Raw genomic sequence first — 13,103 nt, forward strand, 5'->3', positions numbered from 1 at the left:
GTGCCACACTACTTTATTGAAAAAAATGGAGGCGGAAAAATGAGGGATTATGTTAGATGGGGAATTTTAAGTACAGCTAGAATTGCGCAAGAAGAGCTTTTACCAGCTTTTTTGGATGCTAAAAACGCAGTTGTAACAGCAATAGCAAGTTCAAATGAGCGAGTTGGATCAATTGCTGAAAAATTTGGGATTCAAAAAATCTATTCTACTTATGAGGATTTATTGGACGATGAAGAAATTGATGCGGTATATATACCTTTGCCAAATCACTTACACCGAGAATGGGTAGAAAAGGCAGCAGAAAAAGGCAAGCATATTTTATGTGAAAAGCCGGCGGCATTAACGAAAAAAGAAGTGGAAGAGATGGTTGAGTTTTGTAATCAACGAAAAGTTATCTTTTTAGAAGCTTTCATGTATCAATTTCATCCACAGCATGAAAGGGTAAAGGAAATCATTGAATCAGGAGAAATCGGTGAAGTGAAGTTGATGCGGGCAAGTTTTTCATTTTTATTAGAGGGAACTGAAACGGATATCCGGACGCAGCGGGCTTTGGGGGGCGGAAGTTTATATGATGTAGGTTGTTATTGTCTACATTCAATAGTGAATATTACCGGTTCAGAAATTGATGAAGTTTTCGTATCGGCTCGGATAGATCCTAAATACGAAGTTGATATGTCAGTACAAGGAATAGCAAATTTAGACAATGGCATAAAAGCCATGTTTGACGTTTCACTAGAGCAAGTTAGAAGACATCAATATGAAATAGTTGGAACGAAAGGAGCAATTGCTGTACCACGTGCCTACGCACCACAATTATTTGGTGATGAAGGATTGATCATCGTTAGCACAGCTAAAGGTGAAGTCAGACAAGAAAGTATTGTAGGACAACAGTATAAGTTGCAAATAGAAAAAATATCCAAATGGATATTATCTGGTGATGATATAAATGCCGAAAAGCACTATGCACAAAAAACAATTTATAACATACAAGCAATTGAAGCTTGTTTTAGATCAATTGAAAAAGGAACATTTGTAAAAGTAGCAGCCGAATAAATACTTACCTGTAAACATGACTTTGAAACATTAATAGAGCCAAGAGGGGGAATGTATTTTATGAAGATGATTAGAAAGAAAATATTAGTTTTGACACTTTGTTCTGTACTTTTTTTGTTTGCGGCCTGTAATTCTGGTGAAAAAGACAACACTAGTGAAACTAAAAAATCTGACGAATCATATAAGTTCGGAGTCGTATTAATGACGTTGAACTCGGAGTATTGGAAAATTCAAATGGCTGGAGCGAAAGATGCAGCAGAAGAACTTGGTGTTGAGGTTTCATTTTTAGGACCGCCGGAGGAAACGCAATTTGAACAACAAGTAAAAATGGTGGAAGATCATATAGCTACTGGCGCAGATGCACTTATCGTTGCTGCAAGTCAACCTGACGCTATGGTTTCAGTATTAAAGAATGCGCACACAAAAAAAATACCAGTAGTAATTGCAGATGCAGACGTTAACTTTGATGATAAAGTGACTTTTATTGGCACAGAAAATTATGATGCTGCAAAATTAGGTGGAGAATATTTAGACGAATTATTAAATGCTGGAGATAAGGTAGCGATTATTAGAGGACAGTCTGGAAGCAAGCTTCATGATGAAAGGACTAAAGGATTTCAGGATGTTTTGAAAGATAAAAACATTGAATTTATCGTTCAAGATGCCCAAAGTGATCGGGTTAAGGCGGTTAATATTATGGAGAATATACTAACATCTAACCCAGATATTAAAGCAGTCTTTGCTACATCGGACGAAATGGCGCTTGGTGCTTACACAGCATTGGAAAATAAAAAAGCAACAGATATTCACCTTATTGGATTTGATGGAACACCTGATGGATTACAAGCAGTTCAAGAGGGAAAGATGCTTGCAAACGTAGCGCAGAATCCATACCAAATTGGTTATCAATCAGTACAATCAGCATACAAAGCAAAAAAAGGTGAAGAAGTAGAGAAAAGAATTGATTCGGGTGTACTTGTTATAACAAAAGATAATGTTGAAGAAGAAATTAAAAAAGTAAACGGTTATTTAAATAACATGCCTTAAACTTATTTTATTGGAGGCAATGATATGGAGTATTCAATTTGTAGTTGGACGTTTGGGAATGCGGCTATTGATAAAGTCATGCGTTTTGTAAAAAAGACAGGCTATGATGCTATAGAAATACAAGCTAGTCAAGCGATTCAATATTCGAAACTTATCACTCGATTATCCAAGGAATTAGATCTTAAAGTTAGTGGATTAACGGGGGACGCTGATTGGCCAAATGAACACAAAGATTTAGCTAATCGCAATCACTTAGAAAGAAATAAGGCTATCGAATATTTTAAGAAACAAATTCAAGCAACTAGTCTAATTCAAGGGAAATATCTGGTTGTTTGCCCTTCTGCAGTAGGAAAATCTGCACAGATGGGACAGGGATCAGAAGATTGGAATTGGGCAATTGACTCCGTTTGCCAGTTGTCAAAAATGGCAGATCAGGTAGGTATTGAATTGATTATCGAGCCACTTAATCGATATGAGAGCTGTATTGTGAATACAGCAGATGATGCAAGGCGTTTTGTAAAGGAAATAAATCATCCTAAAGTTAAAACGTTGATTGATACGTACCATATGAACATAGAAGAAGTTGATATGGTTAGTCCAGTTCAGAAAGTAATTGATATATTGTCTATCGTGCATGTGGCTGATAGTAATCGTCGAAGTCTTGGAAGAGGACAAATTGCATTCGCGCCATTTTTTACAGAGTTACAAAGGTTAAAATTTAAAGGAACTATTGTTGTAGAATGCAGTGCCCCTGGTGCGGATCCTTTTTTAGCTGAAAAGGACAATATGGACTGGATATATACTTATGCAGAAGAATCTCTAGCGTTTTTAAAGAAGAGTTTTGAAGATAATTAACCTTTTAAGGAGGGGGTACATTTGTTAGCAGGTGTATTTGAAGAAATAGGCAGTTTAGTTTTAGAAGAACGAGAAGATCCAACGTTGCAAACAGAGCTAGATGTAAAGATTAGAGTAGAAGCAGCTAGTATATGCGGTACCGATGTTCATATTTTGGCGGATCCGCCGGGTCATCCAGCAACAGCAGGCGTTGTTCAAGGTCATGAATATATCGGAGAAATTGTTGAAATTGGTAAAGACGTAAAAAATGTTGTGATAGGAGATCGAGTAGTAGTTGATCCAACGACAGTATGTGGATTTTGTCATTACTGTCAAACTGGACAACAGAATATGTGTGAAAATAGTTCATCGATAGGTATTTTTATTGATGGTGGTTGGACTTCTTATAGTGTTGTCCCAGCAAGAAATGTTCATAAGATTTCAAAAGAAGTCCCTGCTGAAATAGCGGTATTGGCTGAACCTTTGTCTTGTGTTATTAATGGAAGTGAAAAAGTAAATGTCCAACCGGGCGACAGTGTTGTTATTTTAGGTGCTGGTCCAATGGGGCAAATTTTTACCCAGGTGCTTAAAGCAGCGGGTGCCGGAAGGATTATATGTGTAGACTATTCAGATTACCGATTAGATTATTCACTAAAATCGGGAGCTACTCATACAGTCAATCCGAAAAATCAAGATGTTTTTCAGGTCGTAATCGAAGAAACTGGTATTGGTGCAGATGTTGTCATAGATTGCGTAGGATCGTTATTTGATCAAGCAATGACTTTAGTTAGAAAAGGTGGACAGATTTTACTAGTTGGGATGAATGAACATGCGCAGCCATTAATTAAACAATACGATATTACAAGAAATGAAATAACAGTTCAGGGTACATTTATTCAAAATAATGATTTCCCAAAGGTTATCAAAATTTTAGAAGCAAATTTGCTAAATTTAAAAGAGCTCATTACTCACAAGGTTACATTAAGTAATATACATGAAGGAATTGAGACGATGAAAAAAGGAGAAGCGATTAAGATAATTGTCTATCCAGAAGAAAAGTAACATAGAGAATTGATCGGGTGGAAAATAATTATGAGGAAAAAACAATTTATAACATACAAGCAATTGAAGCTTGTTTTAGATCAATTGAAAAAGGAGAATTTGTAAAAGTAGCAACCGAATAAATGTTTACCAGCAAATACGACGTTGAAACACAATAGAGCCGAGAAGGGAATGGATTTCATGAAGATGACTAAAAAAAAAATGTTGTTTTTGGCACTGTGTTCTGTACTTTTGTTGTTGGCGGCTTGTAATAATGGTGGTGAGAAAAATAGTTCAAATGGATCTGGGGAATTAGAGGGAGATGAGTCATATAAATTCGGCTTTATATTAAAGACGATAAATTCAGAGTACTGGAAAGTTCTAATGGCTGGTGCAAATGATGCAGCAAAAGAACTTGGTGTTGAGGTTTCATTTTTAGGACCACAGGAAGAAACACAATTTGAGCAACAGATAAAAATGGTAGAAGATAATGTGGCTAATGGGATCGATGCGATTGTCATTGCGGCAAGTCAACCGGACGCTATGATTACAGCATTAAGTAACGCTCATAAAAAAGACATACCAGTTGTAATTGCCGATACAGACGTTGACTTTGAGGATAAAGTTACTTTTATCGGAACGAAAAATTTTGATGCTGGAAAACTAGGTGGAGAATATTTAAGTGAATTATTAAACGATGGGGATAAAGTAGCGATTATTAGAGGACCATTTGGAAGTGAGACTCATGAAGAACGCACTAAAGGTTTTCAAGAGGCCTTGGAAGGTAAAAATATTGAATTTATTATCCAAGATGCAGAAAGCGATCGGGTCAAGGCAGTTAACGTTATGGAAAATATACTAACATCTAATCCAGATGTTAAAGCAGTCTTTGCAACAGCAGATGAGATGGCGCTTGGTGCACACACGACATTGAAGAATAAAAATGCAAAGCATGTTCTTCTCGTTGGGTTTGATGGAACGCCGGATGGATTACAAGCAGTTCTAAAAGGTGATATGGCCGCAAACGTATCGCAAAATCCATACCAAATCGGTTATGAATCAGTATACGCAGCATATAAAGCGAAAAAAGGTGAGGAAGTAGAGAAAAGAATTGACTCTGGTACAGCCGTTATAACGAAAGAAAATGTAGAGGAAGAAATTGGGAGACTGAACAACTATATAAATAAATAAAAATCCTTAAATCCGATTTAGTTGAAGGAAACGAAATGATGAAAAAAGGAAAGCAGTTAAAATAACTGTCTATCCAGAAGAAAAATAAAGAATGGATCAAGAGGAGAGTAATTATGGAGAAAAAACAACTTATTACAATGTTAGTTTCCTGTGTGGCCGTTTTATTGTTTTTAGTTGGTTGTAGTAAAGGGGCTGCTGAAGGAAATAAAAAGGATAACGGTACAGACAATAGTGGGAAACCTAAAGTAGCAGTTGTTTTGAAAGGTATAAATCAAGAATATTTTAAGTTAGCAGAAGCGGGAGCTAAGCAAGCATTTGAAGACTTTGATGTAGACGGTACATTTTTGGCGGCAGCTTCTGAGGTTGAAGCTGAAAAACTTATTAATATTCTTGAAGACCAATTAAATGCTAATCCGGATGCCCTAGTTGTAATGCCAAGTACTGAATCTACAATCCCAGTTTTAAAAAGATATCAAGAGAAAGATATCCCGGTGCTCCTCATAGATACCGACTTAGATTGGGATGGGAAAACGACTTATATTGGCACAGATAATTATACGGCCGGAAGAGAAGCAGGCAAGTATTTAGCATCTCAATTATCAAAAGGAGATGAAATTGCAATTCTTGAAGGAGTATCTGGAACTGCTGTAAGTGAAGATCGAATAAAAGGCGTTAAAGATGTAATGAAAGAGCTTGGCATTAAGGTGGTTATTTCACAGGCGGCAGACTTTGACCGTGTGAAAGCTGTGACTGTTATGGAGAATATTGTAACAGCGCATCCGAATATAAAAGGTGTGTTTACAGCAAATGACGAAATGGCAATGGGTGCTTTAAAGACCATAGAATCTAAAAAAAATAATATTGTCATAGTCGGAATTGATGGAACATCGGATGCTTTAGAGTCAATTAGCAAAGGTGGGGTAACCGGTACTGTAGAACAAAAACCTTATGATATGGGCTATATCGGTGTTGAAACTGCGTTGAAAGCTATTAACAAAGAGAATGTGGAAAAACGAATTGATAGCGGTGTAGAAATTATCACTATAGAAAATGCTGGCGATAAATCAACTGAAATAAATAAAATATTAGGGAAATAAAATTCCGACATAGTAAAATACGCAACTAAAACATGGTAAAGCGAGTGATAATATTGAAAAAAATAACGATTGGTATTATTGGTGCTGGAAGAATCGGGCGCTTACATGCTAAAAATATTATTCATATTCCGGAGGTAAGAATTAAAACAATCTCCGATCTATTTGCTGATAGTGCAAGAGAGTGGGCAAGCAAAATTGGTATTGAAAATGTAGTAGCAGATTATGAAGAAATTTTAATTGACAGTGAAATTGAAGCCATTTTTATTTGTTCACCAACGGATACACATATCCCAATTATTAAACGAGCCGCTGAGGAAGGAAAACATATTTTTTGCGAAAAACCGATTAGTTTCTCAGTTGAAGATACGGAAATCGCATTAGCAGCAGTAGAAAAGGCAGGCGTTAAGCTGCAGATTGGATTCAATCGCCGGTTTGATCGTAATTTATTGAAAGTTCGAAATACAGTGGAAGATGGCGTAATTGGTGAACCTCATATCGTAAAAATTACTTCTCGTGACCCGGCACCACCGTCGATTGAATACATTGAAAAATCTGGTGGATTATTCTTTGATATGTCAATTCATGATTTTGATATGGCTCGCTATGTGTCAGGAAGCGAAGTTGTAGAGGTTTATGCCAATGGTGGTAATCTAATAGACCCCGAGATAGAGAAGGCAGGAGACATTGATACTGCAGTGATTACTTTGAAGTTTGAAAATGGAGCAATAGGAATTATCGATAATAGCCGTAAAGCTGTTTATGGATATGATCAACGCGTTGAAGTTTTCGGGTCAAAAGGGAGTATAACAGTTGAAAATGATCGTCCAACAAGTGCGGAAATAAGTACAGAAGAAGGTGTGTTTAAAGATAAAGTAAAATACTTCTTCTTAGAACGTTATAAAGATGCGTATATTACTGAAACATATGCATTCATTGATTCGATTTTACACAATAAACCACTTCTTTGTACTGGAAATGATGGTCTACAAGCAGAGAAAATAGCGAAAGCTGCAAAACAATCATTAGTAGAGAGACGACCAGTAAAAATAACTAGTGAAACTTAATGAGAACTTTGAAATATGATCGACTTCCATACCTACCTCTTAATAAAGTACTCGTTTATTAAGGGGGAAATAAAAAATGAATAGGAGTAACTAGGTTGAAAAAGTTATCCGCATATCTAATTTCGACTATTTTAATCGTATTCATGTTAACGGCATGTAGCGAAGGAAGTGATAGGGAATTAGAGAAGAATGGCTCCGATGATACGCTAAAAGAAAAAGAGGTTTATGTTGTCCTAAAAACTCTAAACACAGAATATTTTAAGTTTATTGAGGCTGGGGCAAAAGCAGCATTTGAGGATTTTAATGTTAAAGGTACAGTTATTGCTCCTTCTGAACAAACCAACTTTATGGAACAAATCAATCAACTTGAAGATGTGTTGGGTAAAAATGCAGCAGGACTAGTATTAACGCCGAGTCAGCCGGATACGGTTATTCCTATACTAGAAAAATTTCAAGAGAAGAACATTCCGGTTGCCCTTTTAGACAGTGATGTTGATTGGGAAGATAAACTCACTTTTATTGGAAATGATGATGAGAACTCTGGAAAGTTGGCAGGAGAGAAATTGGCCTCGCAATTAGAAGTAGGAGATGAGGTAGCAATACTTGAAGGGATTTCAGGAACGCCAACAAGTGCAGCGCGAACTAAAGGAGCAAAAGAAGCGCTCGAAGAAGCAGGAATGAAAGTAGTTGCCTCTCAGGCGGCAGACTGGGATCGCTTAAAAGCCACATCTGTTATGGAGGATATATTACAAGCTCATCCGGGAATAAAAGGTGTGATTGGTGTTAACGATGAAATGGCGCTTGGAGCACTAAATGCTAGTAATTCTAAAGGAAAAGAAATTATATCAATAGGGATAGATGGTATTATCGGGGCAGTTGAGTCAATTAGTGAAGGTTCATTGAATGCTTCGGTTGCTGTGAAAACGTATGACATGGGTTATAAAGGTGTAGAAAGTATTGTTAAAGCAATGAATAATGAATCTGTAGAGAAAGAAATTACGACAGAAATAGATGTAATAACAGAAGAAAATGCGAGTGAAATTCTAGAAAATTTAAAGCGCATACTAGGCAAATGATTGTTCAATGAATTATTTAATTATGCATCTAAGGTAAAGCGCTTAACCTATTTTGTGAATGATATTAAAAGAAAACTTAAACCGAGGAGGAAGTTAAAATGACTGTATTACTTAACGAAGAAAAATTAACGGATTTAAAGAAAAAAGCATGTGAGGCAAGGAGTTTAATTATTGAAACGGTTCATCATGCAGGGGCAGGACATATCGGGGGCCCGATGTCGGCGGTCGATGTGCTTATTAATCTATATTTCAATGAAATGAATATTGATCCAGCAAATTCACAAGCAGCAGATCGTGATCGCTTTGTATTATCAAAAGGTCATTCTGCGATTGGCCTATACGCTGTTTTAGCATTAAGAGGATACTGCCCAATAGAAGAGTTGAAAACATTCGACGCACTTAACTCGCGTCTACAAGCACACCCTGATATGAATACATTACCAGGGCTTGATATGTCAACAGGATCACTTGGTATGGGAATTTCTGCAGCAGTTGGAATGGCGCTCGGTGCGAAGCTTCAAAATAAAGACTTCCGCACGTATTGCATGATTGGTGACGGGGAATCGCAAGAAGGGCAAGTGTGGGAAGCGGCTGATGTGGCTTCGAAATATAGGTTGGATAATCTCGTAGCGATTCTTGATTACAATAAACTCCAACAATTTGGCTGGAACGGTGAAGGAGAAGCGCGAGAAATTCCGGTACATGCACCTGAAAAACGGTGGGAAGCTTTCGGCTGGAACGTGATCAGCGTTGATGGCCATAACCCTGTAGAAATTAGTGCGGCCTTTGCTGAAGCACGTAAAGTAAGTGGAAAACCGACAATTATTATCGCCAATACCATAAAAGGAAAGGGTGTATCCTTTATGGAAAATGCTTATTTATGGCATTCACGTATTCCGACAGACGAAGAACTAAATACGGCAGTACAAGAACTAGAAATGGGGTTTGTAAAATGAAAAGTACACTATTGACGGAGAAAGTATCAATGAGAGATGCATTTGGTGAGACATTACTTCAATTGTCGTTGAAAGACGAAAATGTCTACGCGCTGGATGGGGATTTGGCGAATTCTACAAAAGTGGATACGGTTGCTACAAAGAATCCAGAGAAATTTTTACAAATGGGGATTGCAGAACAAAATATGATGAGTGTGGCGGCGGGACTTGCGTCAACTGGATTACAGCCTTGGGCCGTAACATTTGCAGCATTTCTATCCAAACGTGCGATTGATCAAATACAAGTTCAAATTGCCCAGCCGAATTTAAATGTCAAAATGGTTGGGGCCTACAGTGGTCTATTAACTGGATTGACTGGAAAAACACATCAGGCATTAGAAGACTTAGCTATTTTCCGTACCCTTGCCAATATGACTGTGTTAGCACCGGCAGACAGTGTAGAAGTCGAGAAGATGATGGAGGCTGTCCATCAGCATGAGGGACCAGTCTATATGCGTTTGGCTCGTGATCCATACCCGGTTATTTTTGGTGATGACTATAAATTTGAAATTGGGAAAGCAGTCACAGTAAAAGAAGGAACAGACGTCACAATTATTTCAACGGGAACACAAACAAGCCGTTCGCTTGAAGCAGCTGAACAACTCGAAGCGGAAGGCATCTCAGTATCGGTCGTTCACATGCCTACGATTAAACCACTTGATAAAGCAGCCATTCTTAAAGCCGCGGAAACAACGGGGGTCATCGTTACAGCTGAAGAGCATAGCATTTACGGGGGGCTTGGCAGTGCAGTGGCAGAAGTTCTCGTTGAGGAAAAACCGGTACCTATGCTGCGTGTAGGTGTAAAAGATCGGAACTCTGAATCAGGCCCGAATGAAGAAATGTTGGAGAAATACGAAATTTCACCTCGCCATATTGTGAAAGCTGTCCAAGAAGTATTGAAGAAAAAAGTCCTTTAAGAAAGTTTTTATCTATATAAGATGAACAAAAGAATCCCATGATGAACTAAGCGAAGGCAGCGGAGCTACCTAGCTTATAGTGGGAGGCATCCGTAAGCGCAGAAGCGTGCTAAGGAAAATAATTAGTTCAAGCTATATAAAAGATTGGAGAAGAGAACATGCAGACTAGCCTAGTAAAGGAAAAACTTTTGATTGATGGTGAGTGGGTCAAGACAGATGAAACGCATAAAATCTATAACAAATATACGGGTGAACTTTTTTCTGAAATTAGTGTAGCTGGTGAAGAATTAGTGAGTCGGGCTGTTGCCGCCGCGGTGACAGCTTATAAGAAAACAACATTTGCACCTAATGATCGATATACAGTATTAATGCGTGTAGCACAACTCTTAGATGAGAATAGTGAACGGTTCGCAAAAATGATTGCTGTAGAAGGCGGAAAACCCATTACGGACGCAAGAACAGAAGTGAAAAGATCGGTAGCTACATTTCAAATGGCCGCTGATGAAACGAAGAAGCTAGTTGGAGAAATTATTCCAAACTATAATGCGCAGGGGCGCTTTCTTTATACCGTGAAAAAGCCGATTGGTGTAGTAGCCGCCATTACACCGTTCAACTTTCCATTAAATCTGGTTGTGCATAAAGTTGCACCGGCTCTCGCCGCGGGGAACCCTGTTATTATTAAGCCAGCCTCTGACACTGCAACAGTCACAATTAAGTTATGTGAATTGCTAGAAGAGGCGGGAGTGCCTAAGGGCTATGTTCAATGTGTAGTCGGTAGCGGCAGAACTGTAGGAGAACATCTTTTAAAGGATCAGCGCATTGCCCACTATACGTTTACAGGCTCGCCAGGTGTCGGGAAGCATATCCAGAAGACAATCGGTTTAAGAAAAGCCACATTAGAACTAGGGTCCAATTCCGCTACAATTGTCCACGGAGACGCTGACGTTAAAAAGGCGGCTGCTAAACTAGCGAAAATGGCATTTGCTCATGCTGGCCAAATCTGTATTTCTGTTCAACGAATTTATGTGCAAGAATCGATAAAAGATCAATTTATGGAGAAATTTTTACAGGAAGTTTCGCTATTGAAAGTTGGAGATCCACTAAATCCTACAACCAATGTTGGTCCGATGATTAGTGAAATTGAGGCGGAACGGGTAGAGGGATGGGTAAATGAGGCACGGCAAGCTGGGGCTGAAATTGTAACAGGCGGCAAGCGATCGGGAAGTATCTTTTATCCGACTGTGATCACGAATGTTAAAAAAGGCATGAAAGTAGTCGATGAAGAATTATTTGCACCAGTTGTTACGGTTTCAAGCTATGAAACAATTGAAGAAGCGATAGATCTCGTCAATGATTCTAAATACGGCTTACAGGCGGGTATCTATACAGCGGACTTGAATTTATCATATCGAATTCCTTATTTACTTGAAGTAGGAGGCGTCGTCATTAATGATACTTGTTGTTACCGGACAGATCAGATGCCTTATGGAGGCGTCAAAGACAGTGGAAACGGTAAAGAGGGGCCGGCATATGCCATTCAAGAACTCGTTGAAACAGTTACAGTCGTCGTCAATATAGAAGAATAACTTAAAATGAAAAAGGGTTGATCATGAATGGATGTATTCAAAATAGCTGTTATTCCAGGTGATGGCATCGGACCAGAAGTGATTGAAGAAGGCATCAAAGTGATGAAAACAGCCACTGAATTGGATGGACGTATACGGTTTGAATTTACATACTTTCCGTGGGGGTGCGAATATTATCTAGCAAATGGAAAGATGATGGCTGATGATGGAATTGATCAGCTAAGATCTTTTGATGCCATTTATCTCGGTGCCGTTGGTTACCCTGGTGTGCCTGATCATATATCGCTTTGGGATTTATTGTTGCGGATTCGAAAAGAATTTGATCAATATGTCAATATTCGTCCAATTAAACTATTGAACGGCGCGCCGTGTCCACTTGTTGATGGAAATAAAGAAAACATTGATATGCTGTTTATCCGTGAAAATAGTGAAGGAGAATACGCGGGTGCAGGCGATTGGCTTTTTAAAGGAAAGCCGGAAGAGGTTGTTTTACAAACGGGTGTCTTTTCTCGAAAAGGCACAGAACGAATTATTCGCTATGCTTTTGAAGAAGCGGTCCGGTTGGGGAAATCTGTCACCAGTATCAGCAAAGCGAATGCATTGAATTATTCAATGGTATTCTGGGATCAAGTATTCGAGGAAGTAAGCAAAGAATACCCACGCGTTAAGACATACTCCTATCTTGTAGATGCTGCAGCCATGCATATGATTAAAGATCCTAGTCGCTTTGAAGTCGTTGTCACATCGAATTTATTTGGTGATATTTTAACAGATATTGGTGCGGCATTGGCTGGGGGAATGGGACTTGCGGCGGGCGCGAATATCAACCCAGAAAAAACCTGCCCATCTATGTTCGAGCCGATTCATGGTTCGGCTCCAGATATTGCGAATCAAGGTATTGCAAATCCGCTCGCGGCCATCTGGTCTGCAAGTCAAATTTTTGATTTTTTTGGATATGAGGATATTGGTAAGAAGCTACTTAGTGCGGTTGAAAAAGTAGTGGAAGAAAAATCTATAGTTACTCCAGATCTAGGCGGGAATGCGACTACGGCAGAAGTTGGGGATTGTGTTTCGAAATGGTTAGCAGAAATAAGTGCAACCGCTACTTTAAAATAATACTCACAAAAACATCATGAACTGGCTCGTACTCACATTCGACTGGTGAACACTTCAGATAATGCACCTATTTTTATTAGTTCAAG

The 13,103-nt window shown here is 38.5% G+C and carries 12 protein-coding genes; all 12 read left to right on the top strand.

The genetic code is table 11. From position 1 onward, the window contains the following. Positions 1 to 39 precede the first annotated feature (39 nt). The 12 genes from MKY34_RS09305 (at position 40) to MKY34_RS09360 (ending at position 13,017) form a co-directional block, all read left to right on the top strand. A complete protein-coding gene (locus MKY34_RS09305) occupies positions 40 to 1,053 on the top strand; it encodes a Gfo/Idh/MocA family oxidoreductase (protein ID WP_342514883.1) in 1,014 nt (337 codons plus the stop codon). Between the two features lie 60 nt (positions 1,054 to 1,113). Continuing rightward, the gene (locus MKY34_RS09310) at positions 1,114 to 2,100 is read left to right on the top strand and encodes a sugar ABC transporter substrate-binding protein (protein WP_342514884.1); all 987 of its coding nucleotides are present in this window, start codon (positions 1,114 to 1,116) and stop codon (positions 2,098 to 2,100) included. 24 nt (positions 2,101 to 2,124) lie between these two features. After that, positions 2,125 to 2,955 (top strand): sugar phosphate isomerase/epimerase family protein, encoded by an 831-nt coding sequence (locus tag MKY34_RS09315; RefSeq protein ID WP_342514885.1) that lies wholly within the window; start codon positions 2,125 to 2,127, stop codon positions 2,953 to 2,955. Between the two features lie 21 nt (positions 2,956 to 2,976). Beyond that, positions 2,977 to 3,996: an alcohol dehydrogenase catalytic domain-containing protein gene (locus tag MKY34_RS09320; protein ID WP_342514886.1), complete on the top strand. Its 1,020-nt coding sequence runs from the start codon at positions 2,977 to 2,979 to the stop codon at positions 3,994 to 3,996. Between the two features lie 180 nt (positions 3,997 to 4,176). Further along, positions 4,177 to 5,166 (top strand): sugar ABC transporter substrate-binding protein, encoded by a 990-nt coding sequence (locus MKY34_RS09325; RefSeq protein WP_342514887.1) that lies wholly within the window; start codon positions 4,177 to 4,179, stop codon positions 5,164 to 5,166. A gap of 113 nt (positions 5,167 to 5,279) precedes the next feature. Then, complete coding sequence (locus MKY34_RS09330; RefSeq protein WP_342514888.1) at positions 5,280 to 6,263, top strand: sugar ABC transporter substrate-binding protein; 984 nt, start codon at positions 5,280 to 5,282, stop codon at positions 6,261 to 6,263. Between the two features lie 53 nt (positions 6,264 to 6,316). Continuing rightward, entirely contained in the window at positions 6,317 to 7,327 is a 1,011-nt protein-coding gene (gene iolG, locus MKY34_RS09335; RefSeq protein WP_342514889.1) for an inositol 2-dehydrogenase, read from the top strand. A gap of 95 nt (positions 7,328 to 7,422) precedes the next feature. Then, positions 7,423 to 8,403: a sugar ABC transporter substrate-binding protein gene (locus tag MKY34_RS09340; protein ID WP_342514890.1), complete on the top strand. Its 981-nt coding sequence runs from the start codon at positions 7,423 to 7,425 to the stop codon at positions 8,401 to 8,403. Between the two features lie 98 nt (positions 8,404 to 8,501). Further along, positions 8,502 to 9,359 carry a transketolase gene (locus MKY34_RS09345; protein ID WP_342514891.1) on the top strand — a complete coding sequence of 286 codons (858 nt, stop codon included), beginning with the start codon at positions 8,502 to 8,504 and terminating at the stop codon, positions 9,357 to 9,359. Then, positions 9,356 to 10,315: a transketolase family protein gene (locus MKY34_RS09350; protein ID WP_342514892.1), complete on the top strand. Its 960-nt coding sequence runs from the start codon at positions 9,356 to 9,358 to the stop codon at positions 10,313 to 10,315. The genes MKY34_RS09345 and MKY34_RS09350 overlap by 4 nt, the downstream gene beginning before the upstream one ends. Positions 10,316 to 10,473: 158 nt before the next feature. Continuing rightward, positions 10,474 to 11,901 (top strand): aldehyde dehydrogenase family protein, encoded by a 1,428-nt coding sequence (locus MKY34_RS09355; RefSeq protein ID WP_342514893.1) that lies wholly within the window; start codon positions 10,474 to 10,476, stop codon positions 11,899 to 11,901. Positions 11,902 to 11,928: 27 nt separating this feature from the next. Then, positions 11,929 to 13,017, top strand: coding sequence for a tartrate dehydrogenase (locus MKY34_RS09360; protein WP_342514894.1), 1,089 nt, complete (start codon positions 11,929 to 11,931; stop codon positions 13,015 to 13,017). Positions 13,018 to 13,103 lie beyond the last annotated feature (86 nt).

Source organism: Sporosarcina sp. FSL K6-1522 (genome assembly GCF_038622445.1).
GTDB lineage: Bacteria > Bacillota > Bacilli > Bacillales_A > Planococcaceae > Sporosarcina.

Coding starts and splice junctions, on each gene's coding strand:
- MKY34_RS09305 (WP_342514883.1), top strand. CDS start 40: ATGAGGGATTATGTTAGATGGGGAATTTTAAGTACAGCTAGAATTGCG.
- MKY34_RS09355 (WP_342514893.1), top strand. CDS start 10,474: ATGCAGACTAGCCTAGTAAAGGAAAAACTTTTGATTGATGGTGAGTGG.
- MKY34_RS09360 (WP_342514894.1), top strand. CDS start 11,929: ATGGATGTATTCAAAATAGCTGTTATTCCAGGTGATGGCATCGGACCA.
- MKY34_RS09330 (WP_342514888.1), top strand. CDS start 5,280: ATGGAGAAAAAACAACTTATTACAATGTTAGTTTCCTGTGTGGCCGTT.
- MKY34_RS09325 (WP_342514887.1), top strand. CDS start 4,177: ATGAAGATGACTAAAAAAAAAATGTTGTTTTTGGCACTGTGTTCTGTA.
- MKY34_RS09315 (WP_342514885.1), top strand. CDS start 2,125: ATGGAGTATTCAATTTGTAGTTGGACGTTTGGGAATGCGGCTATTGAT.
- MKY34_RS09345 (WP_342514891.1), top strand. CDS start 8,502: ATGACTGTATTACTTAACGAAGAAAAATTAACGGATTTAAAGAAAAAA.
- MKY34_RS09350 (WP_342514892.1), top strand. CDS start 9,356: ATGAAAAGTACACTATTGACGGAGAAAGTATCAATGAGAGATGCATTT.
- MKY34_RS09310 (WP_342514884.1), top strand. CDS start 1,114: ATGAAGATGATTAGAAAGAAAATATTAGTTTTGACACTTTGTTCTGTA.